Source organism: Thermostichus sp. MS-CIW-26, from assembly GCF_054059115.1.
In genome coordinates this window covers 1-17,224 of sequence record NZ_JBSSBV010000016.1, presented here as the reverse complement: position 1 = coordinate 17,224, position 17,224 = coordinate 1, and the positions used below count along the sequence as shown (strand labels likewise).

Below are 17,224 nucleotides of genomic sequence, written 5' to 3'. Positions count from 1 at the left end.
GGTACAAGGATAGCGGTGAAGATCTGTAAAACGAGGGGAAAACACATGGAGCGCACCTTTATCGCCATCAAACCGGACGGTGTGCAGCGCGGCCTGGTGGGCACCATCATTCAGCGCCTGGAGAGCCGGGGCTACCAATTGGTGGGCCTGAAGCTGGTGCAAGTGAGCCAAGAGCTGGCGGAAGCCCATTACGCCGAACACAAGGAGCGCCCCTTCTTCCACAGTTTGGTGAAGTTCATTACCTCGGGGCCGGTGGTGGCTATGGTCTGGCAGGGCAAAGGGGTGATTGCTGCCGCCCGTAAGCTCATCGGCAAGACCAACCCCCTGGAGGCAGAACCGGGCACCATTCGCGGCGATTTTGGCATCGACATTGGCCGCAACCTCATTCACGGCTCCGATGGAGTTGAAACCGCGCAGCGGGAGATCGCCCTTTGGTTCGATGAGTCGGAATTGGTGAGCTGGACACCGGTTGCCCAAAGCTGGATTTATGAGTAAGTATGGCTATTGCAAATCGCCAACCTCATCTCCAACGGCAGTGCTATGATCCCCAGTTCTCCTCTGCCTTCGGCACAAAGGCTAGGAGCAAAGTCTGTGCAGCACTCCGGGGCAATATCTCAAACGGGCTTCAATTGGCTGTGAACTGCTGCCCTGGAAGCGCCACCCCTTCTCTGCCAAAACTCGAGCGGCAAGCAGGATCTGTTTGCTACTGAATTGTTGTTTTCTATCTCCCCAGGCGTAGAAGCTTTCCACCAACTCTGCCGTCGTAGAAGGGTGCCCACGAGTCACGATCCGGTGGACAGTAGCCAGCAATTCTAGACCATAGGGCGACTCAAAGCCCTCCACGAGGTCGCTGACACGCTCAAAGCGTTCTCTCGTCTCTGGCTGATCGGCGAGATAGCTGTGGGCCTCCTCGATGGCGCCAGGCACCAGCTCCAGCTTCTTGTCTGGTCGGTCACTCCCCGATCCGTACCCAGAGATGTAGTAACCCTCGATTTCCTTAAGAACATGCCGCAAGTTCTCGGCGTAGGGTCCATGAACGCCCTTTGTAAATCGCAGGCGAAGCGGCTCCCCGGCTTCCTGCAGGAAGTACATCAGCTTGTGCAGCTCAAGCAAAGAGACAAACGGAACAAGTAGACCGTTTACATAGCGCTCCATAAGGCCCACCAGCACCGCTCTTCCCGGCGTCAAGGAAGGGATCTGGCCGCGGCGCATGCTCTTCGGTAAAGGCTGAGGCCCGGTGGGCTCAAAGACAAGGATGTGGACGTCGGGAAGTTCTGCTAGCGCCTGCTCGATGCGGGAGCGCACATCGGGCCAATGAAGACCCCCGAGGCCACAACCCAGGGGTGGCAAAGCGACTGAGCGCAGACCAAGATGCCTGATCTCCTCGGCAAGGGACTTCAGCCCAGCTTCTATATCCTCGATCCGCGACTTCCCCCGCCAGTGGCGTTTTGTGGGGAAATTGATGATGTAGCGCGGATTGGTCAGGTTTCCGGTCTCGAAAACGAACATTTTGCCCGGTTGGACTTCCCCCCGCCGGCAGGCTGCGGCATAGGCCTTGAAGTTCCCAGGCCATGATTTCAAGTGCTGTCGCAGAACCAGTAACAAGAATCCCCTGCCTTTAGGCAGGGGGGTATGTCAAAATCCCTTGCAAGTTGTCTACATGGGTAATGTGGTAGATTTTGGGACTTTCTGGAATTGGCGCCATACCTTCGCTCTACGATGCAGCTTTGAAAAAGGCAGAGCCAGATGTGCTTCAGCTAGAAATCGCAGGAGCCCCGCACTGTACCCGTAGGGTCAGTGCCGGGAGGAATGCGCTTTGATGAAGTACAATGAACTTATGAGCCAAGTCCTGACCATCTCCTGCAAGCTCAAGGTAGCCCAGTCGCAAGCCGCCAAATTGGACGCGACTTTGGAGGCTTTTGGCCAAGCCTTGAATTGGGTCAACCAGAACACGCCGGAGAAGATCGTCAACGCGGTCAAACTGCAATCCCTTTGCTACTACGAGATTCGAGCCCGGTTCGGCTTGTCCAGTAACTTGGCTCAACAGGTGTGCAGACGGGTGGCGGGCGCTCGCAAAGTGGCGAGACAGCGCAACCGTCCGGTTAAAGAGTTCAAGCGTAGGTTCGTTACCTACGACGCCCGTATCTTTTCGTTCCGTCAAAAAGACTGGACGGTGTCGCTCACCACGGTGGAAGGGAGAGAACGCTTTGAACTGGCCATTGGCAACTACCAGCGTGGGATGCTGGCTGGTTCCAACCCCAAATCTGCCACCCTGGTCAAGCGCAAAGATGGCTCCTACTACATCCAGATTTGCGTAGAGGAAAAAACACCCAAGCAACAAGATACCGACAAGGTGATCGGGGTGGACTTTGGAAGGACAGATATTGCCCATACGTCAGAGGGGGACAACTGGAATGGACAGCAGTTGAACAGAGTCCGAGACCACTACTCCCGGTTGAGGGCGGTACTCCAACGCAAAGCCAGTAAGGGCACACGCAGTTCGCGGCGCAGATGCCGTCAACTGCTGCAACGGCTGTCTGGCAAGGAAAGACGCTTTCAAGTGTGGGTCAATCATCGCATCTCCAAAACTATTGTCTCCAGGGCAAAAGCTACCAACAGCGCTATTGCTCTGGAAGACCTGACAGGGATCCGGGAAAGGGTCAATCAACAACCCCGCAGCAAAGCCGAGCGGCGTAGGACCAACAGTTGGGCGTTCTACCAACTACGTCAGTTTCTGGAGTACAAGGCGAGGGCTGCAGGGGTTTCTCTGATTCTTGTTCCGCCCGCCTACACGTCGCAGACCTGCCACCGGTGCTTACACATCCACCCTGAGCAGGGTAAGTCCTACCGCAGTGGCAAGTCGTTCAAGTGTGGGCACTGTGGATGGGAAGGGGATGCGGATTTGAATGGTGCGAATGTGATTGCGCTCTTGGGGGCTGCTGTAAACCAGCCTAGAGGTTCGGGCTTGTTTTGTTCTCTGGTAGAGCAGAGCAGGCCCAGGGCTACTGAAAGCCCGCTCCGTACCGCTTAGCGGTCGGAGTCGGGTAGTTTACTCGGAACGAGAGTTGAGACCGACAGGCTTTTGAGCAGTGGAGCTCTCGCTTGGCTCGGGCAGATAGAGACGTTCTTCCGAGGCGTCGTACTCAAACAGCTCTGCATAGCGTCCCCAATCAATGGCGGTGGCAAACTGCCGTTCGGCTTCAGCGTGGGGGAAGTGTTCGTCCCAAAGATCCAAGAAGAAGTCCGCTCGCATGGAGCGGCTGCCTTTTTCTTCCAGAGTCTGCAAGATGCTGCGGAACACGGGAACCCGTGCCAATAGCTGTTGTCGGAAGAGATCCTTGCTGCGCAGGATGGTGGTGTTGGCAAAGTCCTGGCCAATTTCGGTCAGTTGCACCACCCCGCTGGCCACCTCGGCAAAGCCCAACAGCACCGCCGCATCCAAAATCGGCAGCAGATCGTCCACGGCCAGTTGCAGCCGCTCGGCCAAATCGGCAATCTCCGCCCGCCCTTGCGGCCACTCCACGATCAACTCCAGCAGACCGCTGATCCCGCCCACCCGCGCATGGGGCAGAGGCAGGGCATAGGGGGAAGTGGCCTTATCACCAGCCAGCGCAGGCAGAGCCACCTCTCCGGTAACAGCAATTTCGGGGTTGGTCATGATCTCGTAGATGTAGTCCACCAAGGACTTGAAGCGGGGATCCGTGCGCTCGTGAGGCCGCGGCAGATCTATTCTCACCTCCCCCCGGATCCGCCCCGGGTTGGATCCCAGAATCACCACCCGATCTGCCAAAAACACCGCCTCTTCGATGTTGTGGGTAACGATGAGGATGCTTTGGGAAGGGAAGGCTTGGGCGTTCCACAGCTCATCAATTTCCCCCCGCAGGTTTTCCGCCGTCAGCACATCCAAGGCGCTGAAGGGCTCATCCATAAACAGCACCTTGGGCTCCAAGACAAAGGCGCGGGCAAAGCCCACCCGCTGTTTCATGCCCCCCGAAAGCTCTTTGGGGTAAGCGCTCTCAAACCCATCCAAGCCCACCAGGTCAATGGCCTTCAGGGCCCTTTGCCGGCGGATCTCGCGGGGGATCCCTCGGGCTTGCAGCCCCAGCTCCACATTTTCTTGCACGGTCAGCCAGGGTAGGAGAGCAAAGCTCTGAAACACCATCGCCACATCGGGGTTAGGCCCGCGTAGAGGCTGGCCGTTGCTCAGCACCCGCCCTTGGCTGGGGGGGATCAGGCCCGCCATGATGCGCAAAAGGGTGCTTTTGCCACTGCCGCTGCGGCCCAGCAGAGCCAAGACCTCCCCTGCCCGCACTTGCAAATCAATTTGGCTTAAAACGGTAAACTCCCCCTTGCCCTCTGGCAAAGGAAAGCGCTTGTAGACTTTCTCAACCTCAATTAAAACGGGGGAAGCTGCAGAGCTCATAGAGAGATTGCCTCAGAAATTGAAAAGACTAAAGGTGATACTTTTCTTCCGCCAACTGATACAGCCGTCGCCAGAAGAGGCGGTTAAGGCCCACCACAAACAAGCTCATCATGCCAATGCCCAAGGTAATGCGGGGCCAGTCCCCCACCGAGGTTGCCTCGGCAATGTAGGTGCCCAATCCTGTAGCCTTGAGGGTGGTGGATCCCCAGGCCACAATCTCCGAGACAATGCTGGCGTTCCAAGCGCCGCCGCTGGCCGTGACTCCCCCGGTGACCCAGGCGGAAAAGATCCCTGGAATGATCAGCTTTCGCCAGCGCTGCCATCCTCGTAAGCCCACATCCACGGCCATTTCTCGCAAGTCCGTGGGGATGCTTTGGGCACCGGCAATGGAGTTGAAAAGGATGTACCACTGTGCCCCCAACGACATGAGCAAAATGCTGCCCCACTCAATGCTGATCTGGGCGCGGATAAAAAACAACGTGGCAAAGGGAAAAAGGAAATTGGCCGGGAAAGCTGCCAGGAATTGCACCACCGGCTGCAGCAGTTTCGCCAGTTTTGGATTAAAGCCAATGGCCACCCCAATGGGAGTCCAGATCACCGTGGCGAACACCAGCAACACGCTAACCCGCAGCAGGGTGAGGATCCCTAGCCCGAAGGTCAGCATCACCTCTCCAAAGCCTACAGTGGTAGCCACAAAATAAACAATCCAAATCCCAATGCCGCCAATAGCTGCCCAGGAAAGCTGGGTTAGCAGCCGCTCGCGGCGTCGCTCGACCTCAGGACTGAGGGGATCCACCCAACGGGGGCGAGTTAAGTGGGACAACAGCCGATCCACCAACTCTGCCAAGGGGGACAGCCAACTGCCGATCAGCCGCGGGATCCGCGCCGTGGTCAGCAGATCGTACAGCCAGGATTCGGGGGCAGCAGCCCCGCTGCTCTGTTCCAGGCGAAACTTATCCGACCAAGCCACCAAGGGCCGCCAGAAGAGCTGATCCACCAGCAGGATCACCCCGGCCATGGTCAGGAGCGCCCAGCCCAGCTTGGGCAGATCCTCCGCCTGGACGGCCGCTTCCACATAGGATCCCAGCCCCGGCAGCGTGTATTCCTGGTTGAGCACACTGATGGCTTCGCTGGCTGCCACAAAGAACCACCCCCCACCAAAGCTCATCATGGCGTTCCAGATGAGGCCCACCATTGCCGCCGGCACTTCCAACTGGGTAAAGCGCTGCCACCCCGACAGGCGATACAAGGTAGCCGCTTCCACCAACTCTTGAGGCAGCGTGCGCAAGGATTGGTAGAAGGAAAAGGTCATGTTCCAGACTTGGCTGGTGAAGATGGCAAAGATAGAAGCCGCCTCCAGCCCCAGCAAGCTGCCGGGAAAAAGGGCAATAAAGCCGGTGACGGTAATGGAGAGAAACCCCAACACCGGCACCGATTGCAAGATATCCAACAGGGGGATCAAAATGCGCTCGGCCCAGCGGCTTTTGGCAGCAATGTAGCCATAGACCAAAGTAAAAAGGGTGGAAAAGGCCAAGGCAATGAACATGCGCAAGGTGGAGCGGGCCGCATAGTAGGGCAGGTTGCGCGGATCCAAGTCGATCCGGGGCACCACCGCCGGGGGCTGAAACCGCTCAAAAGCCCCTACCCCCACCTGCGCCACCAAGGCCAGGAGAACCAACGTGCCCAGAATGATGGCCCCATCGGCAGCCCCCGCTGGCAGCCGACGCAGCGCCTCCGGAGAAGGAAAAGTCCTCATCTTCCCTGACCAAGCCCGGCATCCGCGCCCAGTGTACACCGTTTGCGGTTAGCCAGGATCCAGCCGGCTACTCTTCCGGCAAGTCGGGGGGAGACTCCTTCCACTGGGGATCGTCCAAGATGGCTTTTTTGGTCTGCTTGAGTTGTTTCCACAGCTCCTTGATTTGCCGGTAGGCTTCTTCCGGGGTAATTTTGCCCCCGGTTTCCAAGCTACAAATCAAGGACACTTTATTGCTAAATTCCTGCAGGTTGGCATCAAAAACTAGGTTCTGCGGCTTCACTTCGCCCCAGTAGGGATAGCGAGGCGAAATGAATTCATCTTTGTTGGGAGGTTTGTTGGGAGGAGTTGGTTCTGCCACGGCCTAACCAGGGTAAAAGAATGGTTCACAACAAGAAGGTCAACATGAAAAGCTCCATTAAAGCAGGATCTACTAGCCCAGTTTATGGGCGTTTTCTCTTAACCGGCTTGGGTACTTTTGTGGGATCTCGCAGAGGATAAAACGGCTCTTGAATAGACGCTTCCCCACGTGTCGAGGGGGTGGAACTCTTCCTGGCTTTGGGTTGGGGGGGGGAACGCTTCAGGCGTGGGCGCGGCGGCGTTTTGAGTACTGGGCCGATGGGAGTGCCCGCCTCCACATAGAGCAGGGATCCACGGCGGCGCACCTGCAGATCCCAGAAATTGCCTACCCCTTTGCCCGGCAGGGATCCGATCAGGCGCAATTTAAAGGCTTGGGGCTTGGAGGCTGCAGTTCCATCCTTCTGGACTCGCTGAGAGGGAGAGTTGGCAGAAGCTTTTTTGCCCGATTGACGGATCTTGACAATGATGAACCCTTTCTCCTGGGATTGAAAAACGACCTCGCCCCGGATGGAAAACCAATCCGGCACCACCGTCGGACGGGATCCCTCGGGGAGAGTTCGCCCCATTTCTTCTGGGGCCCACACCCCCAGCAACTGCACGTGCAGATCTTCGGTTTTGTCGCGGGTGCGAGGATAAACCACCCACAGATAGTTGCGTTCCGGCTTCAGGTGCTTCCGTACCAGGCTCATCACCCGGCCCAGCAATACGGCATTGAGATCCAGGCCATCCGAGGTGCGCAAAATCCCGCGGGTAAAGTGCTCTGGGGAGGGGATGTATTGCCCTTCGATGAGGCCGATGGCTCGGTATTGCATCTTCTCCCCAGGCGGGGGGATGGGTTCCAAACAGACTCGCTCTTTCTTTTCTTCCAAGCTAGCAGTGGTACTGACAACAGGCTGCAAGGACTCCGTCCCGCTGTCGCGAACAGCACCAGGAGCTGCCGCAGGATCCTGAGCTTTCGCTGATGACAGGGATCCCTTGGCCTCACCCGTTGAGCTGGGTCTGGGGGGCCGTACAGGTCGAAAGGGAGGTCTCAGATCGGAGGACATTGTGACGGTTCCGTTGCTGTCAATTCAGAATGCTCGGCGGCAGACATTTACCGTTGCAAAAACAGGCCATAACTTTGCTCTTGACCCAAGACCTGCTCAACACACCATTCACTAGCCTAACAACGCCCAACAGCGTCTTTCCATCCTGCTTCCATTGACAAACTCCCAGCAGGTGCCCTCGTCGGGAACTGGGGAGCCAGCAGTTGTCAACACTGTAGCCGACGTGTAGCCAATACTAGCAACTGTTCCAAGGGAATGGTTCTCAGGCCGCAGAATGTTTATCCCCCAGACAGAACCATTTCATCTTTATGGTCATTTCGATTCGAACTAGGACATTATACTCACACCCAAAACATTGAAGGTGCAGAGCCAGAAGGCTTTTCTCAGTAGCCCAGGCGTCTCACCCTAAGCTGAAACGAATAGAGTACCTGTAGTTTTTTCCGGCAACGCTGACTGGAGGTGTTTTTGCACAGCCGGGATCCGACTGACCGATCCCCAGGGCTCCCGCAAAGGCTGGGGCGCATGATCTTTCCCGAGCCGATGGGATCCATTAGCCATTCCTGGGGTTCACCGTTTAGGCAGGCGTTACCCACACCTGGGGAGTAAAACTGCCGTGTAGGCCATAGGGAATGTGGTGCCGCAATGGGATCCGCGCAACCGGGCCGGCTGTCAGGTCGGCTGCTTCTAGGATCACCACTTGAGAGCGCTGGCTGGCCGCATCAAAAACCACCGTCACGATCCACCCTGCCTCTTCTCCCTGGTCTTCTGGATTGGGGATGAACACCGGTTCTCCCACAAAGCCGCGGGGGGCAAAGCTGTACTGCTGTGTGCGGCCTGTGGCGGTATCCAGCTTGAGGATGGCTTGCAGAGGAGCATTGGGGCCAGGAGCATGGGTGGCCCCGATGTAGATGTAGCGGTGGGATCCCCCCATTTGAGCCGGGTGGATGGCCGGAAACTCCACCGAGCGATCCAGCAGCAGTTCCCGCTTCACACTGCCCCCCTTGGGATCCAGATAGAACCGCCACAGCTTGCCCGCCGGAATCTGGGCAAAGTCAATCTGCAGGTAATCGGCATCCGGCTCCAGGGCAGGGTAGCTCTCATAGAGGACGGCATCCACCACCACCTGATCCCCGACTTCGTAGCCGTTGACAAAATGGAAAACAAACCCCGGCTCCGCTTCCAGTTGCAGCGGCTTATCGCCCTGGGGAAAGAGCCAGATGCGGGTTGGCTCCCCCGGTTTCAAGGTCAAACAGGTGCCCGCCGGTTGCCAGCCCAACACAAACGGCAGGGGGTTGAAAGCCAAGGGATTTTGGAAAAAGATACGGTAGCGGGGTGTCCAGACAAAATCGTGCAGGAAGGCAAAACCGGGCAGGCGGTAATCCCGCTTTTCCACCAAGCGCCCGCGCGAGTCCAGACGATAAAACAGCAACGTGGAGTTCTGGGCAGCCCGCACTCCAAAGGCGATGAGATCTCCCGTGTGGGGATCCCGCCGGGGATGGGCGGTAAAAGGCTGGTTGGCTGAGATCCCTCCTGCAAACGTTTCGATCCCCTCGGTGGCCAAGGTGGCCGGGTTCAGCCGGTAAGGGGCACTGGCCTCCCACAGGGCCAGCAGCTTGTCTCCCTGGTAGATGACATTGGTGTTGGCGGGATTTTTGAACCGCAAATCGAGAACATTGGCCCACCAGCCGCCCGGCTTTTGGGTGCCAAACACCCCTCGGTAAAGCACCCGACCGGCTTTTTCCTCTGCTTCAAACTCGCGGGTGCGCACAAACCGGTTGCGAAAATGAACCTTCCCCCCCACAAAGGTGATGGCGCAGACCATGCCATCGCCATCGAACGGGTGCCCGTAGCGCTGGGATCCCACCTCCAGCTTGCCCGGGCCGTTGCGAAACAGGGTTCCCCGCAACCCTGCCGGGATCCGTCCTTCGATCTCCGTAATCCAATAGTCGTACTCCTGGGATAGGGAGCGATAGCCCAATTGCCAGTCGGTGGTGCTGTAGGGAAGGGAAGCGACGCTGACCATGGAAGATCTGCATGCAACGCCCTCTATTGTTGCTTAAACTTTTGTGAAGTCGCCAGTTTTTCTGGGCCGGGATGGTCTCCTGGGTGGGGATCCCCAAGATGGAGTCGCCCCGATTCGACTATGGTAGGAAATGCCCCCAAAGCGCCTGACAGGATAGACAGCACCCATGTTTGATGCCCTCTCCGAGAAGTTGGAATTGGCCTGGAGAAAGCTGCGCGGCCAGGACAAGATCACCGAAACCAACATTCAAGAAGCTCTGCGGGAGGTGCGGCGAGCCCTGCTGGATGCGGATGTCAACTTGCAGGTGGTGAAGCAGTTCATCGAGGATGTGCGGGAAGCTGCCCTGGGATCCGAGGTCATCCTGGGGGTGACGCCGGATCAGCAGTTCATCAAGATCGTCCACGACGAGCTGGTGAAGGTGATGGGGGAAGCCAACGTGCCCATTGCCCAAGCGGAGCAGCCTCCCACCATTGTCCTCATGGCCGGTTTGCAGGGATCCGGGAAAACCACCACCTGCGCCAAGTTGGCTCTGTATTTGCGCAAGCAGGGCAAGAAGTCTCTCATGGTGGCCGGAGACATCTACCGTCCGGCGGCCATCGACCAGCTCAAGACGCTGGGCCAGCAAATTCAGATCCCCGTTTTCGACCTGGGCAAAGCAGATCCCGTCGAGATTGCCCGGCAGGGGGTGGAGACGGCCCGGCAGCAGGGCTACGACTACGTGATTTTGGACACTGCCGGTCGTTTGCAGATTGACCTGGAGATGATGGCGGAGCTAGAGCGGATCAAGGCGGCGGTGCAGCCCCACGAGATCCTGCTGGTGGTGGATGCCATGATCGGCCAAGAGGCGGCCAGCCTTACCCGAGCCTTCCACGAGCGCTTGGGCATCACTGGCGCCATCCTCACCAAGCTGGATGGGGATACCCGCGGTGGGGCCGCCCTTTCCATTCGCCAAGTGTCCGGCCAGCCCATCAAGTTCATCGGCGTCGGCGAAAAGGTGGAAGCGCTGGATCCCTTTTACCCAGATCGCATGGCCTCCCGCATTCTGGGGATGGGGGATATCCTCAGCCTGGTGGAAAAAGCCCAAGAGGAAATCGACCTGGGAGATGCCGCCAGCATGGCGGAGAAGATGATGACCGCCCAGTTTGATTTCACCGATTTCCTCAAGCAGATGCGCCTAATTAAACGCATGGGATCCTTGGCAGGGCTGCTGAGACTGATGCCAGGGATGGGCAAAATCAGCGAGGAACAACTGCAAAAGGGACAAGACCAACTGGCCCGCGCCGAAGCCATGATCAACTCCATGACCCCCGAAGAGCGGCGCAACCCGGATCTGTTGGCCCGCAGCGTCAGCCGCAAACGACGGGTGGCCCGCGGATCTGGCCACAAGCTGGAGGATGTCAGCCGACTGGTCAGTGATTTTCAACGCATGCGCGACATGATGCGCAACATGGGCATGGGTGGCGGTTTTCCCGGTATGGGTTGGGGGGGTGGGCGTACCTCTCTTCCCGGCGGGGATCCCAGTTGGCGCGGACGTTCAACGGCCTCTCCCTCTCGGCAACAGCCCAGCCGCAAGCCGGGCAAAGGTGGGGGTAAAAAAGGGGGCGGCAACCGCGGATTTGGGGGCAAGTAGGATAGGATTATGCCCTTCCACGTTGTTTTGGTTGCCCCAGAGATCCCGGCCAATACGGGGAATATCGCCCGCACCTGTGCAGCCACCGATACCCCTCTCCATCTGGTGGATCCTCTGGGGTTTCGCCTTTCGGATCGCTACCTCAAGCGGGCGGGGCTGGACTACTGGCAGCATGTCCAACTGTATCGCTACCCCTCTTGGTCTGCTCTGGTGCAGGCCCACCCTGAGGCCCGGTTCTGGTGTTTTAGTGTGCGCGGCAAAGCCCTTTATACGGAAGTAACCTATCAGCCGGGAGACTGGTTGGTGTTCGGTAGCGAAAGCCGGGGGTTGGATCCTCTGTTCTTGGAAACCTATCCCAGCGTGCGCATCCCACTGCGGGGGCCGGTGCGCAGCCTGAACCTCAGCAATGCCGTAGCGATTGCCCTTTTTGAGGCGCTACGTCAGCAGGGATCCCTGACAAAAGAATAAGTGGTCGGGTTGGCCCTGATATAATAGCTACTTCTCCCCGTCAGGAAGATGTGTGCTCTGCAGTATCTGCGCCCCGACTTGCTCTACCTCAAGCCCTACGACGCTGTGCCAGCCCCGGCTGCCGACAAGCTGGATGCCAATGAGTTCCCCCTCGATTGGCCGGCGGGCTTTAAGCAGAAGCTCTCCCTCCTTTGGGAAAAGGGGATCCCCAGCAACCGCTATCCCGATGCCCACCACCGGGGCCTGAAGCAGGCCATCGCCGCCTATGCCGGAGCGGAGCCAGAGCAGATCAGCTTGGGCAATGGGTCGGATGAGCTGATTCGCTCGCTGCTGATTGCCACTTGTTTGGGCGGGCGGGGCGGTATTTTGGTGGCAGAGCCCACCTTCTCCATGTACGCCATCCTGGCCCAGAGCCTGGGGATCCCAGTGGTGCGGGTTCCCCGCGACCCGGAGACGTTTGCTCTGGATCTAGAGCGATGTCAACAGGCTTTGAGGGAGCATCCGATTCGGGTGGTGTGCCTGGTGGATCCCAACTCGCCGACGGGGAATGGCCTGACGGCTGCAGAGTGGGAGTGGGTGGAAGGGCTGCCCGAAGAGATTCTGGTGATTTTGGATGAGGCCTATTTTGAGTTCAGCCGGCACACAGCCCTGCCCAAATTGGCGGAGCATCCCAACTGGGTAATCTTGCGCACCTTCTCCAAAGCCTTTCGCCTGGCGGCCCACCGGGTGGGCTATGCTGTGGGTCATCCACAGCTTATGCAAGTGTTGGATGGGATCCGCCTGCCCTACAACCTCACGGCCCTTTCTCAGTGGGCGGTTCAGATGGCTTTAGAGCATGCCGAGGAGCTTTTGGCCGACGTGACGCTAATTTGTCAGGAGCGGGAAGCCCTTTATCAAGCTCTGCAGGAGCTGCCAGGGGTGCGGGTGTGGCCCAGCCAAGCCAACTTCCTCTACTTCCGGGTGGCCGGCTGGGATCCCCAAGAGCTGCAGCGGGCCTGGCAGGAGCTGGGGACTGGTGTGCGCTACACGGGTGGGGGGCTGCGTCTGACGGTGGGCACCCCTGAAGAGAACCGACGGGCCTTGGAGCGCCTGCGCCAAATCCTGCAGTAGATCTCCCGGCTCCGAGTTGCTTTTGGAGCCAGCCTAGGTGGACAAGCCTGCGGTCAAGAAACGCTGGATCAAGCTGTGCACCTGCTGCAATTGTCGTTCGTCCAGATGCTCCAGCGCCTGGGCGATTTCCGCTCTGAGTCGGCTCTGGGTGTCGGTTTGGGCCCGCTGCAGCAGCCAACTTTGGACAGGGCTGGGGTACTCCACAAAGTCAAACGCCCAGGGATCCCGTTCGTCCAGCTCAGGTTCTGCCTGGGGCAGCTGCTCCCTCCAGCGCTCTTGAGCCTGTCGAAACTCCTCTGCCAAACGGTCTGTTGGGCGTCCTTCTGCTTGGAGAAACTCCTGATACCTTTGGTGGGTCACCAGCCAGCGCTGCCGGATTTGAGAGCGTTTCAGCCTGTCGGTTCTGCTTTCGGTGAAGCGCTCGTAAAACCTGAGCGTGTCTCGGTAGTGGCCCAATCGCTCACAAGCCAAGCCTACCTCCAGGGGCTGTAGCCACCAGGCCCGCTCCATCTGTGTGCTGGTAACCACTTCCTGCAGAAAATCTCGCAGCCCAGGGGATTTGCGCCTTAAGTCTTCCCAGTTGGTCCGGATATCCCGGGCCATGGCAGCCACCAGCTCGTAGTCATGTCCCCGCTGCCACGCCTGAGGATGGGCCTGCACCGTTTTCCAGAGCTTCTCCCACTCTCGGCACTGGATCAGAACTCGCAGCATCAGCGGCCAGTCTTTCAAGCGCTCCAGACTGGTGACGACGTCGCCGATGTACTCTGCCCACTCGCCTGTGAGGGGACGTCCTGCCTCTTGCCATCGGTCCAGCACCACCGAGTCTTGGCGGTCTTTGGATAGCCACCTCACCTTGCCGGGAAGGGGTTCCAGGTGGATCTTGGCCCGGTAGTAGGGGGAATGCTCCGTTTGGCCCCCCTGATCCCAAACCTCTACCGCCCGCTCAAATTCCTGCCGATAGAAGTGACAGATACCCCAAATCTTGTAGTACTGATTCGCGAACGGCTGCCGCTGGCCGAGAAAGGCCAGACGTCCCTTCAAAGCCTCAAGGGTCTCTTGCAAAAACCGGCTGCGGGCCTCTTCCTGGGGGCAGAAAGTTCCCAAGTTGTTGAGAACTTGCTCAAGCTCTGCCAAAAATTGCTGTACACACTCTTTCCAGGTGGAATCCGTTCGTGTAAGCGGGACGAAGTCCCTATCTTTGGGGCTGACTTCAACGCTCAGCCAATCTCGCACCCGCACCACCTGTCGGAAGCGCTCCATAGACTTGACAGAGGTTCTTTGGGTCGCCACCATCAAGTCCACCAAGGGGCTGTAGTCTGGGATCCCAGGACATCCAGCAAAGTAGGCGGCGTTACGCTGCAGCTCCAACCAGGCCTTCCCTCTCCAAAAGCACTCCCAGGCTTCTCGTTTAAGATTTTTGTTGGGCAAAGCAGACTGCTCCAGGCTCAGGAACTTTTGCCCTGCGGAAACGTAATCCCTCTGGAGCTTGAGGAGCCAGGCCTGACATTCCTGTTCTAGAGGTGGTTTTTTTGCCTTCCGCGCCAGAGTTTGAACATCCTCCAGAAGTTTGAGGTTGCCCTCCTCGATGCCGCGCCTGAGAAGCTCAAGAGCTGCCTCCTGCAGATCTTCCAAGCTTGTATTGGTCCAGTACTGGATATTGATGCCTTTGACAGGGTAACCCAATACCGGTGGGTCGGTCTCCCATTCCGACCGATCCGGTTGCAGAGAAGGATGATTGAGCCAAGAGTTGGATTCTAAGCTTGGATCCCAGAACTCCCGCCAACCGGCAGAGGTGTCCACAATGGCCAGGGCCTCGATGGGGCGGGTAATGCCGACATACAATTGGTTGAGAAAATAATGGAGTTGCAGGGATATCGCCTCCCCAGCTCCTCGGGCGTAATAATTAAGCTGCCGGTTAAAGTTTTGTCGATAGGCGTTTCCAAACTTGTAGAGGATAACTTTTTTGAACTCCATTCCCTTAACAGACGTAGCAGTTTGCAGGAGCGGTGGTTTAAGATTCTGCTTCAATTCCTCGGCAAAGATCTTCTGGAGTTCGGGATCCTGACGCACGTAGTTCAGCTCCTCTCCCACAGGACAGGGTAAGATACAGACTGTTCCTGTGAGATCACTAAGCATTTTTCTAAGCTCATCTTCGATTAAGTTTCTTTCCTGACCATCCAGCACAAACCTTTGAACCGGCATGCCCTGCTCATGGGGACGCCAGGGCTGTTGGGGATAGATTTCTCGACTCTTGCTGAGAACTCGCCGCCACAGGTTGACTACATTGCTAAAACGAGTAACTTGTGGATTGCTGCGATAGTTGTTTCTCAGCTCCTGCGGGCCTGCAATCTCAAAGGGATGGCTCGGCAACAAGTAGGCGCGGATATGCTCGTAGAGATATTTTTTCAGAGCAGCCCAACGAAATCCCGTCGGGTTAATGGTTTGCAAGGGATCCCCGGCAAAGGCATAGGGCAGGCGCTCAATAGCCCAATCCAACTTGTATTTTCCCCAAGGAGATAAGCAAAAAATGATATTCAGCTCAAGTTGGGTAAAGTCCTGAACCTCATCGCAAAAAATGACTGGATGAATAGGATTAAGAGTGCCATTTTGCAGCACATCTCTGGCCAAATCTTGGTCATCCCAGTAGCCCTCGTGGGTGGTTCGATCCCGGTAACCCGGCCAAATCTCTTCGTAAATCCGCTCGAAGGCTTCTTCATCCACACTGCGGTCGGCCTCAGGCAATTCTCGGTAGCTATCGGGATCCAAATAGTCACTGACCTCATAGCCTTTGATCAGCGTGCGAATGGTGTGCCAAGCCAGCTCTACATCGCGGCGACCACAATACCAGCTCTGAAATCGATAAAAATTGACATACCGATCCGGTTGGTAGCGTTCTTGCCGCTCAGGGGGAAGGCAGTTCAGCAGGTAATCCTGAAAAGTGCTAAAAAAAGTTTGACATTGCTGAATTTCCTCCGTGGAGAAGCTGCATCCCTCCTCCCGATAGCGGTGGCTGATGCGCAAAATTGAACTTACCCTGTCGCGGGCTTGCTGCACCAAGCTTGGGCTGTAGGTCAAAAAGAGAGGGCGGTACTCAAGAGGTCTCTGTTTTGAAGTTTTGAGGTAGTGGCTGCAATAGTCGGCAAAGCGGTAGTACAACATCAGAGATTTGCCACTCCCGGCCCTTCCGTTGATCAGTAGGGGCATGGATGTACTCTGCAGGATTTCTTCCTCCTCCATGGACAAAGCCAAATTTCCCTCTGTGATCTCCTGCATTTCCAACCAAATGGTCTCATCCGCCACCATGTAGTCGGGGTAGGCGCGACGGGCGTACCGCTTCCACACCTCCAAAGGTTGCGGGTGCTGGAGAATGTCTGGCTGCTTGGCTTTCATCCCAAAGAGGCAGGTTTGGCATCCCAGCTCAAACCGTTCCTTTTGCTCTGGGGCGTGGTCGTAAACTCCAATGAGAAATGGAAACAATCTCCCCGGCTGCTCCCAGACTTGCACCAAGCTGACAGCCAGATACAGGGATCCCTCCTGCCAGCATTTGACCTCTGCCTCCAGATAAAACGGCGGGAGCTGCCGGTAGAGCCTGCCTTCAATGTCATCTACCAAGCGGGATACTGCTTGGTAAGCCTGGCGCCGCTGCTCTGGAGAAAGGGCCCGTACTTGCCGAACCCATTCCCCACTTTCCAACACCAGCCGCTCCTGCGGATTGGGAGCATTCAAGAACTGTGTCCATTCATACAGCTCGTCGGGCAGAGGGGGGAGATGGTTTGGCGGATCCCCTGGTTCGTGCCGCTGCGCCAGCCACGCCTGCAAACGGTCATCGGGCACCCAGCTCCGCACCCGTTCTTGATAATCCGGATCTCGCCGTCGGTCTAAGAACTCCCGGTATTCGTGACTGCCTCTCGGCCAGAGGCCAAACAAAACCAGAACGGGTACCTCGCCTACATAGCGCAGCTCCCCCACCAAGCGAATGTTGTTGCGGAGATTACGCTTCCAGTAAGGGTAACGAACGTCAAACAACTGGCTCAAAAGGGTGCGACCCCCCTCTTCCAGCCGTTCTATCAATGCTTCTAGGTTGCACTGGGTTTTGCTTCCCAGAAACTCCTCCGGGCAATATACATACATGGGATCCCGCCGGGTATACCTGGAAGCCATCCTAGTGCCGGACTACTGGCGAAAATTGCCGCTGTGCCAAAAGTCTTAATTTTTTTCATAATCCCCACGTAGCCCACAACTACCTATGTAGCCATTTGCAAACTCACAAAACATCTCGATTCAAGCTTTTGTAAACTACCCGACACCCGCGCTATGCGCAGGGTGCGGGCTTTATCCCAATCCCTAGCGGCCCCAGAGGACAGCTAAGTTTCGGAATTTCAGGCGAGTTTACAGTCGCCCCAAGGAGAGA

12 protein-coding genes are annotated in these 17,224 nt (G+C 57.3%); 5 read left to right on the top strand and 7 right to left on the bottom strand.

Translation table 11 applies throughout. The features are described 5' to 3' along the window. Positions 1–45: 45 nt before the first annotated feature. Positions 46–495 carry a nucleoside-diphosphate kinase gene (ndk, locus tag ACVWZU_RS07120; RefSeq protein WP_011431937.1) on the top strand — a complete coding sequence of 150 codons (450 nt, stop codon included), beginning with the start codon at positions 46–48 and terminating at the stop codon, positions 493–495. A gap of 81 nt (positions 496–576) precedes the next feature. On the opposite strand, the gene darG is transcribed toward ndk, so the two are convergent. After that, complete coding sequence (darG, locus tag ACVWZU_RS07115; RefSeq protein WP_457444097.1) at positions 577–1,605, bottom strand: type II toxin-antitoxin system antitoxin DNA ADP-ribosyl glycohydrolase DarG; 1,029 nt, start codon at positions 1,603–1,605, stop codon at positions 577–579. 232 nt (positions 1,606–1,837) lie between these two features. Between darG and ACVWZU_RS07110 the strand changes: the two genes are divergently transcribed. After that, positions 1,838–3,031 carry an RNA-guided endonuclease InsQ/TnpB family protein gene (locus ACVWZU_RS07110; RefSeq protein ID WP_457444138.1) on the top strand — a complete coding sequence of 398 codons (1,194 nt, stop codon included), beginning with the start codon at positions 1,838–1,840 and terminating at the stop codon, positions 3,029–3,031. Positions 3,032–3,049: 18 nt separating this feature from the next. Here the strand turns inward: ACVWZU_RS07110 and ACVWZU_RS07105 are convergent, their stop codons facing one another. From ACVWZU_RS07105 to ACVWZU_RS07085, 5 genes are all read right to left on the bottom strand, one after another. Further along, positions 3,050–4,423 carry an ABC transporter ATP-binding protein gene (locus ACVWZU_RS07105; RefSeq protein ID WP_457444095.1) on the bottom strand — a complete coding sequence of 458 codons (1,374 nt, stop codon included), beginning with the start codon at positions 4,421–4,423 and terminating at the stop codon, positions 3,050–3,052. A gap of 28 nt (positions 4,424–4,451) precedes the next feature. Beyond that, positions 4,452–6,179, bottom strand: a complete 1,728-nt coding sequence (locus ACVWZU_RS07100) for an ABC transporter permease (RefSeq protein WP_457444093.1) — start codon at positions 6,177–6,179, stop codon at positions 4,452–4,454. Positions 6,180–6,246: 67 nt separating this feature from the next. After that, a complete protein-coding gene (locus tag ACVWZU_RS07095) occupies positions 6,247–6,537 on the bottom strand; it encodes a DUF7219 family protein (RefSeq protein ID WP_414331448.1) in 291 nt (96 codons plus the stop codon). An 82-nt stretch (positions 6,538–6,619) separates the two neighbouring features. Further along, positions 6,620–7,348 carry a hypothetical protein gene (locus tag ACVWZU_RS07090; RefSeq protein WP_457444091.1) on the bottom strand — a complete coding sequence of 243 codons (729 nt, stop codon included), beginning with the start codon at positions 7,346–7,348 and terminating at the stop codon, positions 6,620–6,622. An 808-nt stretch (positions 7,349–8,156) separates the two neighbouring features. Beyond that, positions 8,157–9,605: a carotenoid oxygenase family protein gene (locus ACVWZU_RS07085; protein WP_457444089.1), complete on the bottom strand. Its 1,449-nt coding sequence runs from the start codon at positions 9,603–9,605 to the stop codon at positions 8,157–8,159. Between the two features lie 166 nt (positions 9,606–9,771). Between ACVWZU_RS07085 and ffh the strand changes: the two genes are divergently transcribed. Genes ffh through ACVWZU_RS07070 form a run of 3 tightly spaced genes read left to right on the top strand, consistent with a single transcriptional unit; the run spans position 9,772 to position 12,813 of the window. Then, a complete protein-coding gene (gene ffh, locus ACVWZU_RS07080; RefSeq protein ID WP_011431929.1) occupies positions 9,772–11,235 on the top strand; it encodes a signal recognition particle protein in 1,464 nt (487 codons plus the stop codon). A 9-nt stretch (positions 11,236–11,244) separates the two neighbouring features. Continuing rightward, positions 11,245–11,703, top strand: coding sequence for a tRNA (cytidine(34)-2'-O)-methyltransferase (locus tag ACVWZU_RS07075; RefSeq protein WP_011431928.1), 459 nt, complete (start codon positions 11,245–11,247; stop codon positions 11,701–11,703). 48 nt (positions 11,704–11,751) lie between these two features. Then, positions 11,752–12,813, top strand: coding sequence for a histidinol-phosphate transaminase (locus tag ACVWZU_RS07070; protein ID WP_011431927.1), 1,062 nt, complete (start codon positions 11,752–11,754; stop codon positions 12,811–12,813). 33 nt (positions 12,814–12,846) lie between these two features. On the opposite strand, the gene ACVWZU_RS07065 is transcribed toward ACVWZU_RS07070, so the two are convergent. Further along, positions 12,847–16,974, bottom strand: a complete 4,128-nt coding sequence (locus tag ACVWZU_RS07065; RefSeq protein ID WP_457444087.1) for a hypothetical protein — start codon at positions 16,972–16,974, stop codon at positions 12,847–12,849. Positions 16,975–17,224: the final 250 nt, after the last annotated feature.